15 protein-coding genes are annotated in these 18,713 nt (G+C 70.4%); 6 read left to right on the plus strand and 9 right to left on the minus strand.

The annotated features are described in order from the left end of the window. Positions 1 to 8 precede the first annotated feature (8 nt). Positions 9 to 1,187: a multidrug effflux MFS transporter gene (locus CACI_RS40275; protein WP_143765588.1), complete on the minus strand. Its 1,179-nt coding sequence runs from the start codon at positions 1,185 to 1,187 to the stop codon at positions 9 to 11. Positions 1,188 to 1,309: 122 nt separating this feature from the next. Here CACI_RS40275 and cysS point away from each other — a divergent pair, with 122 nt between their 5' ends. The 3 genes from cysS (at position 1,310) to speB (ending at position 4,963) form a co-directional block, all read left to right on the plus strand. Beyond that, positions 1,310 to 2,722, plus strand: coding sequence for a cysteine--tRNA ligase (gene cysS, locus CACI_RS40280; RefSeq protein ID WP_015796699.1), 1,413 nt, complete (start codon positions 1,310 to 1,312; stop codon positions 2,720 to 2,722). 133 nt (positions 2,723 to 2,855) lie between these two features. Further along, positions 2,856 to 3,875, plus strand: coding sequence for a 23S rRNA (guanosine(2251)-2'-O)-methyltransferase RlmB (gene rlmB / locus CACI_RS40285; RefSeq protein WP_015796700.1), 1,020 nt, complete (start codon positions 2,856 to 2,858; stop codon positions 3,873 to 3,875). Between the two features lie 104 nt (positions 3,876 to 3,979). Then, positions 3,980 to 4,963: an agmatinase gene (gene speB, locus CACI_RS40290; protein WP_015796701.1), complete on the plus strand. Its 984-nt coding sequence runs from the start codon at positions 3,980 to 3,982 to the stop codon at positions 4,961 to 4,963. Between the two features lie 35 nt (positions 4,964 to 4,998). Here speB and CACI_RS40295 read toward each other — a convergent pair whose 3' ends face one another. Continuing rightward, complete coding sequence (locus CACI_RS40295) at positions 4,999 to 6,651, minus strand: serine hydrolase (protein ID WP_015796702.1); 1,653 nt, start codon at positions 6,649 to 6,651, stop codon at positions 4,999 to 5,001. A 159-nt stretch (positions 6,652 to 6,810) separates the two neighbouring features. Here CACI_RS40295 and CACI_RS40300 point away from each other — a divergent pair, with 159 nt between their 5' ends. The 3 genes from CACI_RS40300 to CACI_RS40310 all read left to right on the plus strand — a co-directional run bounded on the left by CACI_RS40300 (position 6,811) and on the right by CACI_RS40310 (position 10,331). After that, positions 6,811 to 7,656, plus strand: a complete 846-nt coding sequence (locus CACI_RS40300) for a PHP domain-containing protein (RefSeq protein ID WP_015796703.1) — start codon at positions 6,811 to 6,813, stop codon at positions 7,654 to 7,656. A 132-nt stretch (positions 7,657 to 7,788) separates the two neighbouring features. Next, positions 7,789 to 8,616, plus strand: a complete 828-nt coding sequence (locus tag CACI_RS40305; RefSeq protein WP_015796704.1) for a carbon-nitrogen hydrolase family protein — start codon at positions 7,789 to 7,791, stop codon at positions 8,614 to 8,616. Then, positions 8,613 to 10,331, plus strand: a complete 1,719-nt coding sequence (locus CACI_RS40310; protein WP_015796705.1) for a flavin monoamine oxidase family protein — start codon at positions 8,613 to 8,615, stop codon at positions 10,329 to 10,331. Before CACI_RS40305 ends, CACI_RS40310 begins: the two co-directional genes overlap by 4 nt. Before the next feature lie 124 nt (positions 10,332 to 10,455). Here the strand turns inward: CACI_RS40310 and CACI_RS40315 are convergent, their stop codons facing one another. The 7 genes from CACI_RS40315 to CACI_RS40345 all read right to left on the minus strand — a co-directional run bounded on the left by CACI_RS40315 (position 10,456) and on the right by CACI_RS40345 (position 18,612). Further along, positions 10,456 to 11,304, minus strand: coding sequence for an alpha/beta fold hydrolase (locus CACI_RS40315; RefSeq protein ID WP_015796706.1), 849 nt, complete (start codon positions 11,302 to 11,304; stop codon positions 10,456 to 10,458). Positions 11,305 to 11,372: 68 nt separating this feature from the next. Next, on the minus strand, positions 11,373 to 12,302 hold the full coding sequence (locus CACI_RS40320; protein WP_143765589.1) for an FG-GAP-like repeat-containing protein: 930 nt from the start codon (positions 12,300 to 12,302) through the stop codon (positions 11,373 to 11,375). Positions 12,303 to 12,492: 190 nt separating this feature from the next. Continuing rightward, positions 12,493 to 13,389, minus strand: a complete 897-nt coding sequence (locus CACI_RS40325; protein ID WP_015796708.1) for an IclR family transcriptional regulator — start codon at positions 13,387 to 13,389, stop codon at positions 12,493 to 12,495. Between the two features lie 13 nt (positions 13,390 to 13,402). Then, positions 13,403 to 14,479 carry a GDSL-type esterase/lipase family protein gene (locus CACI_RS40330; RefSeq protein ID WP_015796709.1) on the minus strand — a complete coding sequence of 359 codons (1,077 nt, stop codon included), beginning with the start codon at positions 14,477 to 14,479 and terminating at the stop codon, positions 13,403 to 13,405. Positions 14,480 to 14,488: 9 nt separating this feature from the next. Further along, the gene (locus tag CACI_RS40335) at positions 14,489 to 15,292 is read right to left on the minus strand and encodes an SDR family NAD(P)-dependent oxidoreductase (protein WP_015796710.1); all 804 of its coding nucleotides are present in this window, start codon (positions 15,290 to 15,292) and stop codon (positions 14,489 to 14,491) included. Positions 15,293 to 15,320: 28 nt separating this feature from the next. Continuing rightward, the gene (locus CACI_RS40340) at positions 15,321 to 16,481 is read right to left on the minus strand and encodes an LLM class flavin-dependent oxidoreductase (RefSeq protein ID WP_015796711.1); all 1,161 of its coding nucleotides are present in this window, start codon (positions 16,479 to 16,481) and stop codon (positions 15,321 to 15,323) included. A gap of 319 nt (positions 16,482 to 16,800) precedes the next feature. Beyond that, the gene (locus CACI_RS40345; RefSeq protein ID WP_223297389.1) at positions 16,801 to 18,612 is read right to left on the minus strand and encodes a hypothetical protein; all 1,812 of its coding nucleotides are present in this window, start codon (positions 18,610 to 18,612) and stop codon (positions 16,801 to 16,803) included. Positions 18,613 to 18,713 lie beyond the last annotated feature (101 nt).

Raw genomic sequence — 18,713 nt, forward strand, 5'->3', positions numbered from 1 at the left:
CGGGCGGCTCAGGCCACCGCGGGCTCCACGATCGGCTCGCTCTCGATCCGGGGCGTCCGCACCAACAACGCGCGCATCACGACCGCCGCGGCGCTCAGGCCGAAGATCACCATCGCCATCGGCATCCCGCTCGTCTTGCTCCCGAGTCCGGTCAGCGGCGCGAAGATCGCCCCGAACAGGAACTGCCCGGTCCCGATCATCGCCGACGCGGCGCCGGCGACCGCGGGTTCGTACCCGGACAGCGCCAGCGCCGTCACCTGCGGCATGATCACGCCGATCGAGGACACCATCAGGAACAGCCCGAGCAGCGTCCCGGGGAGGCTGCCGCCGAACCCGGCGGTCGCGATCAGCAGAATCGTGCTGCCGCCGAAGGACATCACCAGCCCGGCGCCGAGCAGCCGCGCCGGGGCGACGCGGCCGACCAGCCGGCCGCCGGCCTGACCGGCGATCATGATGCCCAGGGCGTTGGTGCCGAAGACCAGACTGAACTGCTGCTTGCTCAGACCATGGATGTTCTCCAGCACGAACGGCGAGCCGGAGATGTAGGCGAACATCGCCGCGAAGGCGAAGCCGCCGGTCAGGATGTAGCCCATGAAGCCGCGGTCGCGCATCAGGACTCGGAACGTGCGCAGGGTGGCCGGGAGTCCGCCGCCGGAGGTGCCGCGCGAGGCCGCGGGCAGCGTCTCCTTCAGCCCGAGGACTGTGGCAGCCAGCAGCGCGACGCCGATCGCCGCGAGCACTATGAAGACCCCGCGCCAGCTCATGAAGCGGGTCAGCTGACCGCCGATGACCGGCGCCAAGATCGGCGCGAGACCGTTCACCAGCATCAGAGTCGAGAAGAACTTGGTGAGCGCGTCGCCTTCGTACAGGTCGCGCACCATCGCCCGCGAGATCACCAGTCCGGCGGCTCCCGCAAGCCCTTGCAGCAGCCGCGCGGCGGTGAGCGAGTACACATCCGGGGCGACGGCGCAGAACAGAGAAGTAGCCGCATAGGCGATCAGTCCGATCGCCAGCGGCTTCTTGCGTCCCCACGCGTCGGACATCGGACCGGCGACGAGCTGTCCGACCGCGAGGCCGATCATGCAGGCGGTCAACGTCAGCTGGACGTTCGCCTCGGGCGTCCGAAAGGAATGCGCCAGATCCGGCAGCGCCGGCAGGTACATGTCGAGCGACAACGGCCCGAACATGGAAAGTGCCCCCAATATCAGGAGCAATTTCGCCGGAGCCCGATTCTGACGCGTCACCACCCTATGGAAGCACAACCCAACAAGGAGCAATTTCGCCTTCCACCTCCCGGTATCCTTGGAGAATGACTCTCCGCCTGTATGACACCGCCGCGCGAGCGACGCGCGAGTTCGTACCCGTCACGCCAGGCAAGGTCTCGATTTACCTGTGTGGCGCGACCGTCCAGGCTCCGCCGCACATCGGCCACATCCGTTCCGGGGTCTCCTTCGACATCGCCCGCCGCTGGCTCGAGTACCGCGGGTACGCGGTCACGTTCGTGCGGAACGTCACGGACATCGACGACAAGATCATCCGCAAGGCGGCCGAGCAGAAGGTGGAGACCTGGCGGGTCGCGCAGGCCAACGAGTACGCCTTCCAGCAGGCCTACCGGCTGCTGGGCTGCGAGGACCCGTCGGTCGAGCCGCGGGCGACCGGGCACATCCCGGAGATGGTCGCGATGATGCACAAGCTCATCTACGACGGCCACGCCTACGCCGCCGGCGGCGACGTCTACTTCCGCGTGCGCTCCCTGCCCGCGTACGGCGCACTGGCCCACTTCAGCGTGGACGACCTGGAGGAGCAGCCGGCCGAGGACGTGGCGCCGACCACGCACAAGGAGGACCCGCACGACTTCGCGCTGTGGAAGGCCTCGAAGCCGGGCGAACCCTTCTGGGACACGCCGTGGGGTCCGGGGCGTCCGGGCTGGCATCTGGAGTGCTCGGCGATGGCGCACCGCTATCTGGGCACGAACTTCGACATCCACGGCGGCGGCGTCGATCTGATCTTCCCGCACCACGAGAACGAGCAGGCGCAGTCGCACGCGTTCGGCGACAAGTTCACCAACTACTGGATGCACAACGGCTGGGTCACTCTCAAGAACGAGAAGATGTCCAAGTCGCTGGGCAACTCGGTGCTGGTGACCGAACTGGCCAAGCAGTACCGGCCGGTGGTCATGCGCTACTACCTCGGAACCCCGCACTACCGCTCGATGATCGAGTACACCGAGGACTCGCTCCGCGAAGCCGACGCCGCGTACTCCCGCATCGAGGGCTTCGTCACCCGGGCCCTGGAGACCGTCGGCCCGACGGAGGCGGCGGCGCGGGTGCCCGCGGCGTTCGCCGAGTCGATGGACGACGACTTCGGCGTCCCCGGCGCGGTCGCCGTGCTCTACACCACCGTCCGCGAGGGCAACACCGCCCTGGCCGGCGGCGACAAGGAAGGCGTGGCCACCCACCTGGCCTCGGTGCTGCGGATGCTGGACATCCTCGGCCTGAACCCGCTGGCCGAACCGTGGGCCGGGGCGGACGGCGCCGCCGGGTCCGGCACGGACCTGCGGCCGGTGGTCGACGCTCTGGTCAAGGTGGCGCTGGAGCAGCGGCAGGCAGCGCGCGAGCGCAAGGATTACGCCGCCTCCGACGCCATCCGCGACCGGCTGTCCCAGGCCGGCGTCACCGTCGAGGACACACCGAGCGGTCCGCGCTGGTCTGTCAACCAATAGGGAATCCGCCGGCTGACCAACGAGGCAGGCAGTCGCCTAGGCGGCCCTCCCCCACCGTGCCCCCGCCGCGCTGCAGGTAGCGTGGAGCGGGGGCACGACTCCTGAGCAGGAACTTCACGAAGGTAAGGACATCATGGCGACCAAGGGTGGCGGCGCAGGCGGCCGGGCCAACAAGCCGGGCGCGTCGAGTTCCCGGAAGGGCGCGCAGAAGGGCTCCGGCGGCCAGCGCCGCCAGGGCCTGGAGGGCCGCGGCCCGACGCCGAAGGCCGAGGAGCGCACCGGGCATCCGGCCGCGCGCCGGGCGAAGTCGGCGGCCAAGCGCTCCGCCGCGGCCTCGAACCCGCGCTCCGGCGCCGGGACCCGCGGCACGTCCCGTCCGGCGCGGCGCACGCCCGGCAAGGGCGAGGCCGAGCAGGTCGCCGGCCGCAACTCCGTGGTCGAGGCGCTGCGCGCGCACGTGCCGGCCAAGGCGCTGTACATCGCGCAGTACATCGACAGCGACGACCGGGTCCGCGAGTCCATGCGGCTGGCCACGGAGCTGGGCGTGCCGCTGCTGGAGGCTCCGCGCCACGAGCTGGACCGGATGACCAACGGGACGCTGCACCAGGGCGTGATGCTGGTGATGCCGCCGTACGAGTACGCGCACCCGGACGACCTCCTGGAGGAGGTGTTCGCCGCCGGCGACACCCCGCTGTTCGCGGCGCTGGACGGCGTCACCGACCCGCGCAACCTCGGCGCCGTGATGCGTTCGGTCGCGGCCTTCGGCGGGCACGGCGTGATCGTGCCGGAGCGCCGGGCGGCGGGCATGACCGCCGGGGCGTGGAAGGCCGCGGCCGGTGCCGGCGCGCGGCTGCCGGTGGCCCGCGCCGGGAACCTGACCCGCGCGCTGGAGGCGTACAAGAAGCAGGGCGTGATGGTCGCCGGCCTCGCCGCCGACGGCTCGGTGCCGCTGCACGAGCTGGAGATCGCCACCGAGCCGCTGTGCCTGGTCATCGGATCCGAGGGCAAGGGCATGTCGCGGCTGGTGTCCGAGCTCTGCGACGTCACCGTCTCGATCCCGATCGCCTCCACGACCGAGTCGCTGAACGCCGGTGTGGCAGCCGGGATCGCGCTGTACGAGGTCAACCGGCGGCGCGCCGAAGCGCGCGGCTGACCGAACCGATCGAGCACCACCGCGGCATCGCACCTCTGCGTCTCTGCACCACCGCACGGCCGCACCACCGCACGACCGCACCACCTAGCTAGGAGAACAGCTCAATGGCGAGCACTGAAGGCGGCAGCACGGAACGTCCGGCACCGATAGGACCGGTCGACTCCTCGAAGACCCCGCGCTACGCGGGCTTCGCGACGTTCGCGCGGCTGCCGCGCCTGGACCAGCTCCCGGCGGGCGAGAAGGCGGACGTCGCGGTGCTGGGCGCCCCCTTCGACTCCGGGGTCTCCTATCGCCCCGGCGCCCGCTTCGCCCCGGCGGCGGTGCGCGAGGCCTCAAGGCTGCTGCGGCCCTACAACCCCGGCTTGGACTTCTCGCCGTTCGAGGCGGTGCAGGTCGCCGACGCCGGCGACATCTCCATCAACCCCTTCCTGCTCGACGAGGCGCTGGAACAGATCGAGGCGCACTCCGGCGAGCTGGTCGGCGCCGGCTCCAAGCTGGTGACCATCGGCGGCGACCACACCATCGCCCTGCCGCTGCTGCGCACCATGGCGCGCCGGCACGGTCCGGTGGCGCTGCTGCACTTCGACGCGCACCTGGACACCTGGGACACCTACTTCGGCGCGCCGTACACGCACGGCACGCCGTTCCGCCGCGCCTTCGAAGAAGGCATCCTCGACTCCTCGGCGGTGGCACACGTCGGCACGCGCGGCCCGCTCTACAGCAAACAGGACCTCAGCGACGACCAGCGCATGGGCTTCGGCATCGTGACGTCCGCGGACGTGATGCGCCAGGGCGTGGACGCCGTCGTGCAGGCGCTGCGCGAGCGGATCGGCAGCCGGCCGCTGTACGTCTCGATCGACATCGACGTCCTGGACCCGGCGCACGCCCCCGGCACGGGCACCCCCGAGGCCGGCGGCATGACCAGCCGCGAGCTGCTGGAGATCCTGCGCGGCCTGGACGGGCTGAACCTCGTCGGCGCCGACGTGGTCGAGGTGGCGCCGCCGTACGACCACGCCGAGATCACCTCGGTCGCCGCCGCGCACGTCGCCTACGACCTGGTGACGCTGCTGGCGATGCAAGGACGCTGAGACGCCGGACTGCGCAGGCGCTTCCGGACCGGAGGTCAGCGGGTGAAGGTGCCCAGACCGCCTTCCGCGTCAAGGTTTTCCAGCGTGACGCCGGTGACGGCGCCACCCGAACCGGTGTGGAAGGTGACCCCGGAGCGTCCCACCGCGTTCTCACCGCGCGTCAGATAGCTGAAGGTGTCACCGGTGTAGTGCGTCAGCGGGAAGGACATCTTCTGCGGTCCGAGCACCATGCTCAGATTGCCGGACGCGTCGGCGGTGACGGTGAGCGGACCGTAGTGGCTGTTGGCATACGTGCCGCCGTAGGCGGCCGCCGCCTTCGCAGGTGTGAGGTCGGCGGGGATCTTGGTGTAGTCCGTCGGTGAGACGCCGGCGTTCAGTTGGGCTGGGATCACCTTGCCGAACAGCCCCAGCCAGTCCACGGTCTGCCGACCGTTCTCGGCCTGGTCGAAGAACGACGCGGCGACCGCCTCGGGCACGCCGATGGGATTCCCGTTCGACAGCACGACGATGCCGAGCGACTCGCTGGGCAGCAGCGTGACCGTGGTCGCGGCGCCGAGGTTGAAGCCGCCGGAATGGTTCAGGCGCAGGCGTCCGCGGTCGTCGTAGTTCACGTTCCAGCCGAGCCCGTAGAACCCGGGCGGACCGGCGGGAGCGCGCGGCGCGGAGATCACCGAGTGCGGGATGCGCGTCTCGTCCAGGGCCGCGGCGTCGATCAGCGGCGACCCGTCCCGCACGCCGTTGTCCAGTTGCAGGCGCACCCACTTGAGGAGATCGTCGACGCTCGAGCTGGCGCCGCCGGCCGGTGCCTGGCGGTCGGCGTTCGCGGTCGTCGAGACGCGCCAGCGGCCGTCCTCTTGGACATGCGCCGATGCCTTGTCGGAAGCCTGGTCATAGCTCGAGCGCCGGTAGCTGGTGTGGTCCATCCCGAGCGGCTTGAACAGCGTGTTCTGCGCCAGATCCGGCCACGAGGTCTTCGCCGCGTCCGCGACCGCCTCCCCGGCTTCGGTGAAGCCGTAGTCGGTGTAGGCGTAGCTCGAGCGGAACGGGGACAGCGGTTCCTGGCGCAGGTGCTGCAGGATGTAGGCCTGCGAGTAGCCGAGGTCCTCCAGCAGGTTGCCGGCGAAGCCCGGCAGTCCGCTGCGATGGGAGAACATGTCGGCGATGGTGACGTTCGCCGTGACGTAGGGGTCCTTGAGCGCGAAGCCCGGATCGTGGGCGACGATCGGGTCGTCCCAGCCCACGACCTTGTGCCCCACCGCTCCGGCGACCACGGTGGACGCCAAGGACTTGGAGACCGATGCCAGCTGGAAGACGGTGTCGGGATCGACCTTGGCGCTCTTGCCGATCTCGCGCAGCCCGTACCCCTTCGCGAACACGACGGCGTCCTTGTAGACGACGCCGACAGCGACGCCGGGCACGCCGGTCTTGCTCATCGCGTTCTGTACGAAGCCGTCGAGCTGTCCGACGGCTGCGTTCACCTCCGTCTGGGTCAGCTGGGGCGGCGTCTGCGGAGGCGGGGTGGGAGCAGGCGGTGGCGGGGTGGGAACCGGTGCCGCTGGACCCGCTACGCCTGCTCCGAGCACCCCTGCTCCGAGCACGCCGACGCACAGCGCGGCACCGGCAGCGGCGCGGACAGCCGACCGGCCGGTACGCCGCCGCAGGTTCGGCCGAAGATCCCGTCTCGCCATGGTCCGATGGTCCGTGTACCGGCGGGGACGGCGCATCCCGGCGGACCCATCGGGGCGCTTCGGGCAGGTCCGGATCGTGCGGCTAGGCTCGGAGCCGCGGCGATCTTCCGTCCGGCCGTACGCTCGCCCGCCCGCGCCACGTTCTGAGGGGGACTTCCGGTGCTGCCACCCGACAACCACGTCCACAGCGAGTACTCCTGGGACGCGCTCGCGGGCTCCATGGAGCGCACCTGCGAGCGCGCGGTCGAGATCGGGCTGCCCTCGATCGCCTTCACCGAGCACGCGGACTTCAGCATCTCGGAGATGACGCCGGAGAGCTTCTTCCCCGACCAGTGGAAGCCCTACGTCGAGCTGGTGGACGGTCGCAGCATCCTGACGCCGCCGCGGATCGACCTCACCGGCTACCTGGAGACGCTGGAACGCTGCCGCGACCGCTTCCCGACGCTGCGCGTCCTGTCCGGCGTGGAGCTCAGCGAGGCGCACTGGTTCCCGGAGGAGACCGCGGATCTGCTGAAGCGCGGCGGGTTCCAGCGGATCCTCGCCTCGCTGCACACCGCCTCGGCACGCGACGAGGACTACGCCGACATCGGGGTGAGCATCAAGCGCGCCGACCCGAGCGCGCAGTACCGCGGCTACCTGGCCGAGGCGGTGCGGCTGATCGAGGAGTACGACGGGTTCGAAGTGCTCACCCACATCGACTACCCGGTGCGGTACTGGCCGCACGAGAAGACTCCCTTCGATCTTTTGGCGTTCGAGGACGACATCCGCCTGGTGCTGCGGACGCTGGCGCGCGCCGACAAGCTCATGGAGTTCAACACCCGGATCCCGCTGGACCCGCGGGTGGTCGGGTGGTGGCGGCAGGAGGGCGGCAAGGGCGTGTCGTTCGCGTCCGACGCGCACGTGCCCGACGCCGTCGGCCGCGGCTTCCAGGAGGCCGCCGAGGTGGCGCGCGCCGCCGGGTTCAAGCCGGGCGCCGATCTGTTCGACTTCTGGGTGCGGGACTGACCGACCCGGCGGGCCCGGCTTGCTGGACCGACAGGACCGACAGGACCGGCCTGACCGCATGTCGAATCGGGGGTGCCACCCGCGCCACCGCGGCGAGATGCGATCCGCCGAGGCGGTCCTAGGCTGGTGGCCATGACCCTGCGGCTGGCCTGCCTCCAAGCTCCGGCGACCGATCACCCCGACGGCGCCCCGGATCCCGTCGCCGACCGCCGCGCCAACCTGGCGGCGCTCGACGACACCGCGCGCCGGGCCGCGGAGAGCGGCGCTCGCCTGCTCATCACGCCGGAGATGTACCTGACCGGCTACAACCTGGGCGCCGAGGTGGTCGCCGGGCTGGCCGAGGAGCGTTTCGGGCCCGCGCAGCAGGAGATTTCGGCGATCGCCGCCAAGCACGGGATCGCGATCCTCTACGGCTATCCCGAGCGGGACGGCGACGGCGTCGTCTATAACGCCGTGCAGTTGATCGGCGGCGACGGCGCGTCCAAGGCCAACTACCGCAAGACGCATCTGTTCGGCGACGTGGACCGCGCGGCGTTCGCGCCGGGGTCGGAGCTGGTGGTGCAGGCCGATCTGGACGGTATCCGGGTCGGCTTCCTGATCTGCTACGACGTGGAGTTCCCCGAGCCGGTGCGCGCGCACGCCGACGCCGGGACGCAGCTGCTGCTGGTGCCCACCGCTTTGATGCGGCCGTACGAGTACGTGCCGCGGCAGATCGTGCCCGCGCGGGCGATCGAGTCGCAGCTGTTCGTGGCGTACGTGAACCGGGTCGGGGTCGAGCGCGACTTCGTCTACGCCGGCGAGACGCGCGTGGTCGCGCCGGACGGCCGCGAGCTGGCGGTCGGCGGCGACCACGAGGAGCTGCTGCTGGCCGACGTGGACCCGGCGGACTTGGCCGCCTCCCGCGACCTGAACACCTATCTGCAAGACCGACGAACCGACCTGTACGGAGCTCAGAAGTGACGTCCGCCGTCCCGGCCACCGTGCACGAGGTCACCGACCACGTGCACTGCGACTCGCACAAGCCGATCACCATGTTCGGCCCGGATTTCCCGTTCGCCTACGACGACTACGCCGCGCACCCGGCAGGGCTCGGCTCGGTGCCCGAGGCGGTGCGCGGCAGCGAGGTCGCGGTGATCGGCGGCGGCCTGTCCGGGCTGGTGGCCGCGCACGAGCTGCTGAAGCTGGGGCTCAAGCCGGTGGTGTACGAGGCCGACGAACTCGGCGGCCGGATGCGCTCGACGCCGTTCCCCGGCGTGCCGGGCACGATGGCCGAGATGGGCGCGATGCGGTTCCCGCCGTCCTCGACGACGCTGTTCTCCTACTTCGACCGCGCGGGGCTGCGCACCGAGCCCTTCCCGAACCCGCTGGACGCCGCGACGCCGTCCACGGTCATCGATCTGAAGGGCGAGAGCCACTACGCCCGCACCCTGGACGACCTGCCGGCGATCTACCACGAGGTCGCCGACGCCTGGGCCGACGCCCTCGACGACCCGGCGCACGGCGCGGAGTTCTCCGCGATGCAGCAGGCGATCCGGGAGCGGGACGTCGCGACGGTGCGCGAGATCTGGGCCCGCCTGGTGCCGCGCCTGGACGACACCTCCTTCTACGGCTTCCTGGCGGCGAACCCGGCCTTCAAGTCCTTCCGCCACCGCGAAGTCTTCGGCCAGGTGGGCTTCGGCACCGGCGGCTGGGACACGGACTTCCCGAACTCGATGCTGGAAATCCTGCGCGTCGTCTACACCGGCGCGGACGACCACCACCGGCGCGTGGTCGGCGGCTGCCAGCAACTGCCGCTGGCCCTGTGGTCGCAGGCTCCTGACACCCTCGCGCACTGGCCGGCCGGCACCTCGGTGCGCTCCCTGCACGAGAACGGCATCCCGCGCCCCGCCGTGACCCGCCTGTACCGCACCCGGCACGGCATCACCGTCGTCGACGCCGCGAACGAGATCCGCACGTATCAGGCCGCTGTGTTCACCGCGCAGAGCTGGATGATGCTCTCCAAGATCAAGGTGCACGAGGCCCTGCTGCCCACCGACGTCTGGACCGCGGTCGAGCGCTCGCACTACATGGGCGCCTCGAAGCTGTTCGTGGTCGTCGACCGCCCGTTCTGGCGCGACCCCTCGCCCCTGGACCCCGGCCGCGACGCCCTGTCGATGACCCTGACCGACCGCATGCCCCGCGGCGTGTACCTCCTCGACGACGGCCCGGACAAGCCGGCCGTGATGTGCCTGTCCTACACCTGGGTCGACGACTCGATGAAGTTCGTCCCCCTCTCCCGCGAGGAACGCCTGGAGGTAGTCCTCGGCTCCCTGGCGGAGATCTACCCGGACGTCGACATCCGAGAGCACATCATCGGCACCCCCCTGACCGTCTCCTGGGAGACGGAGCCGTACTTCATGGGCGCCTTCAAGGCGAACCTCCCCGGCCAGTACCGCTACCAGCGCCGCCTCTACACGCACTTCATGCAGAACGACCTCCCCGACCACCAACGCGGCCTGTTCCTCGCCGGCGACGACATCTCCTGGACCGCCGGCTGGGCCGAAGGCGCCGTGACCACAGCCCTGAACGCGGTATGGGGCGTGATGAACCACTTCGGCGGATCATCGAACCCTGAGAACCCCGGCCCGGGCGACGTCTTCGACGACATCGCGCCACCGTTGCTGGACGAGGGGTAGGGGCGGGCTTCGCAGGCGGCGGCGCGGAAAACTGGCGCTTCATCAGCCAGAGACGCCGAAAAACGGCCGACCGGCTGCCCGGTCGACCGTTTTTGTCCTGCTACCCGTCAGGCTTCTTGTCCGGCTACTTCTCCGCCAGCCAGTCCGTCACCACCGCGCCGAACGCCGCCGGGTCGTCGACCCAGGGGAAGTGGCCGGCGCCCGCCTGTATCTCGAAGCGGACCTGCGCCTTGGGGAACAAGTCCGCCAGCTCCCGGGCGCGGTCCGGGGTCGGGCCCGGGTCGCGGGCGCCGGCGAGGATCAGGATCGGGAGGTCGAGGGTGGCCAGTGCGGCGATGGTGGCTTCCGGGTCGAAGGCGCCCTTGGCGAAGTGCAGGTCCTGCTTCTCCTCGTCGCTCTCGAGGAGGAGTGCCGCGTGGGCTTGGGCGGCGGGGGTCCAGGCGCCGTAGTAGGTGGGGGTGATCGCGTCCCAGTCTTCGTCGGATTCCTCGTCGGCTTCGATGCGCTGGAGGGCTTCCCACGCGGCCGGGTACCAGGGTTCGCCGACGCGGGTGAGGAGTTCTTCGCGGACGGCCTCCGGCGTCGGCGCGAAGCCGACCGCGCGGGTGCCCGGCGTGATCAGTGTCAGGCGGCTGACCCGGTCCGGGTGCGCGGTGGCGTAGAGCATCGCGAGGTTGGCGCCGGCGGAGTGCGCGAGGAGGTCCAGCTGCTCGAGGCCGAGGTGCACGCGCAGGGCTTCGACGTCGGCGACCATGCGGTCGATGCGGTACGTCTCAGGATCCTGCGGTACAGCCGACGCGCCGGTACCGCGGTGTTCGAGCATGATCAGGCGCCGTGACGCGGGCAGACCGCCGAGGTCCAAGAAGTAGGTCGAGGACAGAAGCGGACCGCCGGGCAGGCAGACCAGCGGGTCGCCGGCGCCCTCCTCGCGGTAGGACAGATCGGTGCCGTCGTAAGAGGTGAAGGTGGCCATGCGTCCCAGCGTCGCAGAGCGAGATCACAGCCGGATCTCGCTCTGCGGACGGTCCCGGAGGGGAGAACTCAGCCGAGAGCGGTGATTCCGGTCCATGCCGGGTCGCTGCTCACCAGCGTCGGCGCGCCGAAGCCGCCGCCGGCGTTGCCCGCCGACAGATACAGCCCGCCGGAAGCGCCGACCGCGTAGACGTCCGCGTGTCCGTCGCCGTCGGCGTCGCCCTTGGTGATGACGAAGGGATAGTCGGCCGCGTCCAGGCCCGTGCCGATCTGCACGCGCGTGGTCTCGTCCCCGAACGTCCCGCCGGCCACACCCTGATAGAGCCAGACGACACCGGTGGCGTCGTCGCGGGCGATCAGATCCTTGATCCCGTCGCCGGTCGCGTCGACGACGCCGATGACGGTGCGCCCGCTCCATCCGGAGCCGGCGACCGCGACCGGGGCGCCGTAGTGACCCAGCGCGACGTTCGGGATGACCTCCAGCTGGTCGCCGACCCTGGCCACCAGGTCTGCCCGGTTGTGGCCGGTGATGTCGCCGGGCGAGACCAGCTGCGTGATGACCGGCCAGGAGGCCTCGCCCGAAGGCGGCGGCACGACGACCTCGTTCGCCGTGGAGAACTGGCCGGTGTTGTCGCCGAGCTCCACATACGCGTGGTCGGTGGCGCTGGAGTAGAGGAACAGCGACTGGTAGGAGCTCCGGTTGAAGTTGCCGGCTCCCTCGATCACGTCGCCGGTGAAGTCCCCCGCCGACGGTTCGGCGACAGGGCTCGCGACGCTGCCGGTCCCGCTCCCGGCCCAGTACTGGAGAGCTCCGGTGGACGACACCGAGAGCAGATCGATGTTCCCGTCCGCGTTGAGATCCCCATAGGGCGCCGGCAAAACCGAAGCCGCCGCCGGTCCCCCACTCAGCATGGCGCAGGACAGCGCGGTCAAGGCCGCGGCTCCCGCCATCGCCAGCCGTCGTGCGTGTCCCCCGTGGTTCCCGTTGTCAGTACGCAAAACCCCACCCTTCGCGTCGTGCGAACGCGTCGATGTCCGCGTCGCTCAGGGATCTGATACACACTGAGTCACGGTCCTCAAACGGCAGGCGGAATAGCCAAAGCATTTCCCAATGCGCCGCACACGCCCCGCACACGACTTCCACCCGACCCGCGCGCGGCCTCCCCACGACCGCGGCCGAGCCGCCCCCTCAGTCCAGCAGCCCGCTCACCCGCAGATCCGGATGCCGTCCCCGCACGGCGAACGTGATCTCCCGGGTGGTGGCCGTCAAACGCGTCGCGAGGGCGTCGATGTCCGTGCCGCTCAGCTGCTTCTGGAAGCCGTAGAGCGTCAGCACCATCGCCACCCGCTCGTCCGGACCGAAGACAGGTGCCGCGAGGTGTCCGATGCGGTGGGTGCTGCCGCCGAAGTCGTCCATCAGGTACGAGGTGTGCGACAGCTCGGCGAGCAGCGGCGGCACGGCCTCGTGGTCGTCCAGCGACTGCCCGAGGCGCACGCCGAGCACGTCCGGCTCCAGTCCGACCGAATAGCCGCGGCGGCGGACGGCGCGGACGCCGTTGCGGAAGCGCTCCAGTTCCGGCTCGGCCAAGGGCTTGCCGGTGGTGCTGCGGTTGAGCCAGCTGTCCACGTCGTCGGGGAGCGACCAGGCCATGAACACGGTGCCGATCGGCGGCGCCAGCGGGATGCGCTGGCCGACGCGGACGTGCGGGCCGAAGGGGACCACCTCGCCGGCCACCGCGAGGAAGACGATCTCCTCCCCCATCGCCGAGGACACCACGCACTGCAGACCGGTGGCGGCGGCCAGGGTCTGCATCGGCGCGCGGGCGAACTCCACGAGTTCCAGGCGGCGCGCGGCGGCGGCCGAGCCCAGGGCGATCAGCGCCGGGCCCAGGGTGTAGGACTTGTCGCGCGGGTTGCGCAGCAGGAAGCCGGATTCGGCCAGGGCCGTGAGCATCGCGTGCGCGGTGGCCTTGTTGATGTCGAGCCTGCGGCACATCTCCGACAGCGAGAAAGCCGTGTCGGGGTGCGCGGCGAGCAGGTTCAGCACCGCCACCGTGCGGTCCACCGCCGGGGCCGGACGCGCCATGGTCCTTATCCTCTTACTCTCTCGTCGCTCGCTCGGCGACGGGGTCCCCGAACGCCCGCGCCATGATCCGGTGCCCCTCGTCGCCCGGGTGGATGCCGTCGGCCAGATGCTCGGCGCGCAGGACGCCGCCGCCGCGCACCAGGTGCAGATCGCGGTCGCCGCGCTCGCGGCGGCTGACGACCACGTCCTCGATCGCCTCGCGCAGATCCTCCAGCGTGGCGCCCAGCTTGTTGCGCGTCTCCTCGGCGTCCGGCCGCAGCACCGGGGAGCAGACCACGATCGGCACGCCCGGATGCCCCTCGCGCACCACCCGCAGGAACGCGTCCATCCCGGCCATCATCATGGTGGCGCTGTGCGGGATCCGCGTCCAGCAGTTCGTCCCGTGGTTGACCGAGATGACCGCCGGCGAGTCCAACGCCGCGATCTGCTCGGCGGACACGATCTCCCCGCGCGCCGCCCCGGCGTATCCGAGGTTGACCACGTCCAGACCATGGATCCGCCCGGCGATCGCCGGCCACGACAGCGCCGGCTCGGAGGCGGACCACCCCTCGGCGATGGAGTCGCCGTAACAGATCCACCGCGGCTGCTTCGGCGCCGGAAGCAGCTCGCCCTGTGTGGCCCGCAGCGACACGATCTCCGGCTTCATGCCCTCGGGCAGGTAGACCGTGACCGGCAGCGACTCGTCCGCCTTGCCGAGGTCGAGCACCGCCATCCCGTCGCCGAGCATGGCGTCGGCGTAGGAGATGAACTTCTCGCCCTGATAGGCGGCGAAGAACGTCCCCGCGCCGTCTCCCCGGTACCCCAGGTCGGCGGTCTTGGTCCGGTAGGCGATCTGTATCGCCCGCGCCGCCCCGGCGAACTCCAACCGCACACCCACCGGGACCGTCGCGGTCCCCCAGGTATCGATCGGCAGCCGGGCGAAATCCTTCGGATCGGCCCGCGGATAGGCCGCGCCCTGGCCGGACGGCCAGGCGCAGCCCGCGAGATAGGGCTCAACGGAGGCGTGGCGGGAGGCACCCGCGCGCTGGCTCCGGTCGGCGTTCGACATTTCGGTGCGCGCGCTGTCCCCCACGCCGTTGTGAGCCGTCATCGATCCGTATCAGTCCTCTCCAGGCAGCGAGTACCCGAACTTGGCCGAGACTCCGCCGTCAACGACGATCGTTTGCCCAGTGATATACGACGACAGGCCTGTGCACAAGAACAAGATGACTTCGGCGATGTCCTTCGGAAACGCCGATCGCCGCAGCGGGGCGTTGCGGGCGCCTCGCTCCTTCTCCGCCCCGCTGAGGTATCCGGCCACGCGCGGCGTCATGACCAGGCCCGGAGCCACGGCGTTCACGCGCAACCCCTTGGGTCCCAGCTCGACTGCCGCCGTTCGCACCAAGGACATCAACGCTGCCTTGTACGCGCCGTAGGCGCCGTGTGAGGGCGCGGACTGCATGCCGGAAACGGAGGCGACGACCGTCAGGACGCCGCCGCCGGTGGCGATCATGCGCGGTGCGCCGAAGCGGATGGCGTTGACCGCGTGCTGCAGGACGATGCCGTGGTGCCATTCCCAGCTGTCGCGGTCGGTCTCCAGCAGGCCGGCGTACTTCGCCATGCCGATGATGTCCACGATGCCGTCGATGCGGCCCAGGGCAGTCTCCGCGTCCTGATACAGCCGCTCGGCGGAGGCCTGCTCGATGGCGTCGCCGGCCCAGGGGACGCCGCCGACCTCCTTGGCGATGTCGTCGGCGAGTCCGGCGTCCAGGTCCACGCAGAACACGCGGGCGCCGAGCGCCGCCAGCGCGTGGCTCGCCTGGCGGCCGATGCCCTGCCCGGCGCCGAGCACGACGAAGTTCTTGCCGTCCAGGCTCAGCAGGGAGCGGTAGTCCGGGACCTCGGTGTCATCCGTGCGGGTCATGGGAGTCAGCCCTCTCGTCCGCGCGGTGTCAGGAGGCTGGAGCGGAGGCCGGAGCCGGGGCGGGCTTGATGGTCGCCTCGACGCCCTCCTTCGCCAGCGCCGGCAGCACCTCCTTGCCGAGCAGTTCGATGGTCTTCATGACCGACTCGTGCGGCAGGTAGCCGAACTGCACGTAGCAGATCAGCTGGTCGACACCCAGCTCGGCGTACTTGAGCATCTTGGCGTAGCACTGCTCGGGGTCGCCGACGACGATCATGTCGTGGTCGTTGAAGGACTTGGGGTCGAAGTTCCCGTCGGCCTGCTGCATCAGGTAGGGGAAGACCTTGTCCCGCTCCTCCTGCGACAGGTGCGGCAGCTCCCACTCGGCGGTGAACTCGGCGATGTTCTTGTACCACCACCAGACCGAGTCCCAGATCCCCGACTCCTCGCACTTGGCCATCGACTCCTCGCAGTGCACGAGGGTGTAGGCCGCGACGCGGTTGGTGGTGACGCGGGTGATCGGCTTGGGCGCGGCGGCAGCGGCCCGGTAGAGCCGGATGTGCTCGGCCATCTTGTGGATCGGCTGCAGGATCGAGAAGGACAGCAGACCCAGGCCCTTCTCGCCGGCCACCGCCGAGGAGCCCTCGGAGGTCGCGGCCATCCAGCACGGCGGGTGCGGGTCCTGCACCGGCTTGGGCGTGACCATGCGGCGCGGGAAGTCCAGGTACTTGCCGTGGAACTCGAAGTACTCCTCCTCCCACATCCCGACGACCGCCTGGATCGCCTCCTCCCACTGCGCGCGGGAGGCGTCGCGGTCCACGCCGAACGCCGTCTGCTCCATCGGCGTGGAGCGGCCGGTCCCCCACTCGACCCGCCCGCCGGACAGGATGTCGGCGGTGGCGACCTTCTCGGCCACGCGCATCGGCGGCGTGAAGGCGTGCGGCATCAGCGTCACGCCGAAGCCCAACCGGATCTGCTCCGTGCACTGCGACAGCGCACCGATGATCACCTCCGGCGCCGGGGAGTGCGACCGGCCCTCGCGGAAGTGGTGCTCGACATGCCAGGTCGTGGAGAACCCGAGCTTGTCGCCGAGCTTGATCTGCTCGATCGCCTCGCGATAGGCCCGCTGCTCGGCTTCGCGCTGACCGTAGGGGTGCGGCTTGGCCCAGGGCTTGGGCACGTCGATCTCGTACAGCAAGTCGAGCTTCATCGCCTGACGCCTCCACATTCGCCTGCGTTTGCCGGGACAAACGCACGGTCCGCTGGTCCGAACGGACCGTATGCCGAATCTGATGGGTCGTCAATAGTCATCTGCGCCCCTGCTCAGAGCAGGTAGACGCAGGTCAGGGCACCCTCAGCGCGACCACAGCGGCGTTCGCGACGGCAAACGGATCAGCTGTGGCGGGGAAGCATCCGCGCGACACCCGGGCAGCGCCCGCGCGCAGCGGCTCGGGCCCGATCCCTCCTCAGACCCGAGTCAGTCCAGACCCGAGTCACTCCAGACCCGAGTTACTCCAGACCCGCGCCGCTCACGACGCGTCGAACACCAGCGAGGTCACCGTGCTCGAGTCCCGCGAGCTCCAGATCGGGTAGAGCAGGGTGGCGGCGCCGTGGTGGAGGGTGCCGGACTTGTCCTGGACGGTGAAGGTCACGTCTTCGCCGTAGGGGCTGACTTGGCGGGTCAGGATTTTGACGGTGTCGGACTTGACCGTCGAGTTCAGGGACAGGCCTCGGCCGTAGGCTTCGGCCATGTTCGTGTCCTGGCCCATGGAGTTGGGGTTGACCAGGGCTGTGCCGTCCTTGGCGCGGGTGCTCCAGCCGGGTTCGTCGGGGGCGAGGGGCTGGTAGCGCATGACGTGGGCCCAGTCGAGGGCGCCCTGGAGGTTGATGTTGTCGTGGGCGAGGCCGGTCGCCTGGTCGAACAGGATGTGCAGGGTCTGGTCCGCCGGGGGTTTCGCCAGCGGCTTGACCGCGTAGTCCGCGCTGCCCTGGGCCGCGTCGAAGGACGGGGAGGCGGGGGCGGCGATGGTGGAGGTCCAGGAGCCGGCGAGGGAGACGCCGACCACGACCACCAGGACGGCCGCGTTCAGGAGCACCTGGGGCTTCCAGCGGTCCTGGCGCGGCAGGTGCAGGCCGAGGAAGCGGCCGGGGGCGGTGCGGGCCAGGCCGCTGACGACGCCGAGTGAGAAGCGGCAGCGGCGGGCGGCCGGCAGTGCTTCGTCCGCCTCCTCGGTCTGCGCCTCCGTCACCGGCTTCGGCAGATACGCGCCGATCGCCAGGCTCACCAGGCCGCCGGCGGCGACCGCGGCGGCCGGGAACATCAGCATCTCGTAGCGCATGTGGTCGGAGAAGCCGACGCCGGCGGTGATGAGGTAGGTCGAGGCGACCGCGCCGACGAAGACCGCCGTGGCGTCGGAGCCGAAGCGAGCCAGGACCGAGATGCCGGCGGCGATGAGCAGCGCGTACAGCATGCGGTCGGTGTGCCACATGTAGGTCGTGGCCTGCTCGGTCACGATCTTCAGGTAGTGGACGAACTGGCGGAAGATGCCCCAGGACGTGGTCTGGCCGCGGCCGATGACGCCGGCGGTGTTCGCGTTGACCACCGTCATCGAGACCGCCGTCATGACGAGTGTGGTCGCCGCCGTCACGATCAGCGAACCGAGCCAGCGGTTGCGCCATCGGCGTTCACGCACCAAGACCCACAGCCACCCCGCGCCGGCCATCGCCGGGGCGAGCACGCCGACCTGCCGGGTCAGGGCGATGAAGATACACGCCGCGCCCAGCCACGCCAGGTTCGCCTTGCCGATCCTCCGGTCGATCGGCAGGTTCAGCACGATGACCGCGGCCAACCCCATCGCGAACGTGTCGGTGCCGGCCCAGGTGAAGACGTTGACCGGGACCGTGAGGCTGAAGCCGCCGACGACGATCACCGCGACCGCCGGACCGTACAACCGCTGCAGGACTCGGGCGACGGCCCACAGGAACAGCACCGTGCCGATCACCGGGATCGCCATCGAGCCGCCGGACAGTCCCCACATCCAGATGAACGGGATCGACAGCACCGGGTACAGGAAGCGCAGGCGCACCTGCTGCCAGGTCGGATCGTTGTCCGCGAAGTACCACGGGGACAGGTTCCAGCTCGGGGAGATGCTGCGCTCGGTGTGGACCGCGCTGCCCCAGGAGTGCCCCATGTCGCGGGACATCATCGGCAGGTAGTAGCGGCTGTCCGGCGGGTGGTTCCAGCCCTGGCGGGTGGTCAGCTCCATGCCGATGCCGGCCAGGATGACCGGCAGGACGAGCACCAGGACCCCGACACGGACGCCGAGTACGTCACGGCCCATGAGATCGGACACCAGAGACGACACCGGACGGCTGGGCCTCGGCCAGCGCCAGTGGCGGGTCTCTCGGCCCGGCACTGACTCGTCCGTGTCGGCAACGACGG

The sequence above is a fragment of the Catenulispora acidiphila DSM 44928 genome (assembly GCF_000024025.1).
Taxonomy (GTDB): Bacteria; Actinomycetota; Actinomycetes; order Streptomycetales; family Catenulisporaceae; genus Catenulispora; species Catenulispora acidiphila.

Bases quoted from the DNA above. Each gene is read 5' to 3' on its own strand.
- CACI_RS40275 (WP_143765588.1), bottom strand. From the start codon at position 1,187: ATGTTCGGGCCGTTGTCGCTCGACATGTACCTGCCGGCGCTGCCGGAT.
- cysS (WP_015796699.1), top strand. From the start codon at position 1,310: ATGACTCTCCGCCTGTATGACACCGCCGCGCGAGCGACGCGCGAGTTC.
- rlmB (WP_015796700.1), top strand. From the start codon at position 2,856: ATGGCGACCAAGGGTGGCGGCGCAGGCGGCCGGGCCAACAAGCCGGGC.
- speB (WP_015796701.1), top strand. From the start codon at position 3,980: ATGGCGAGCACTGAAGGCGGCAGCACGGAACGTCCGGCACCGATAGGA.
- CACI_RS40295 (WP_015796702.1), bottom strand. From the start codon at position 6,651: ATGGCGAGACGGGATCTTCGGCCGAACCTGCGGCGGCGTACCGGCCGG.
- CACI_RS40305 (WP_015796704.1), top strand. From the start codon at position 7,789: ATGACCCTGCGGCTGGCCTGCCTCCAAGCTCCGGCGACCGATCACCCC.
- CACI_RS40315 (WP_015796706.1), bottom strand. From the start codon at position 11,304: ATGGCCACCTTCACCTCTTACGACGGCACCGATCTGTCCTACCGCGAG.
- CACI_RS40325 (WP_015796708.1), bottom strand. From the start codon at position 13,389: ATGGCGCGTCCGGCCCCGGCGGTGGACCGCACGGTGGCGGTGCTGAAC.
- CACI_RS40330 (WP_015796709.1), bottom strand. From the start codon at position 14,479: ATGACGGCTCACAACGGCGTGGGGGACAGCGCGCGCACCGAAATGTCG.
- CACI_RS40335 (WP_015796710.1), bottom strand. From the start codon at position 15,292: ATGACCCGCACGGATGACACCGAGGTCCCGGACTACCGCTCCCTGCTG.
- CACI_RS40340 (WP_015796711.1), bottom strand. From the start codon at position 16,481: ATGAAGCTCGACTTGCTGTACGAGATCGACGTGCCCAAGCCCTGGGCC.
- CACI_RS40345 (WP_223297389.1), bottom strand. From the start codon at position 18,612: ATGGGCCGTGACGTACTCGGCGTCCGTGTCGGGGTCCTGGTGCTCGTC.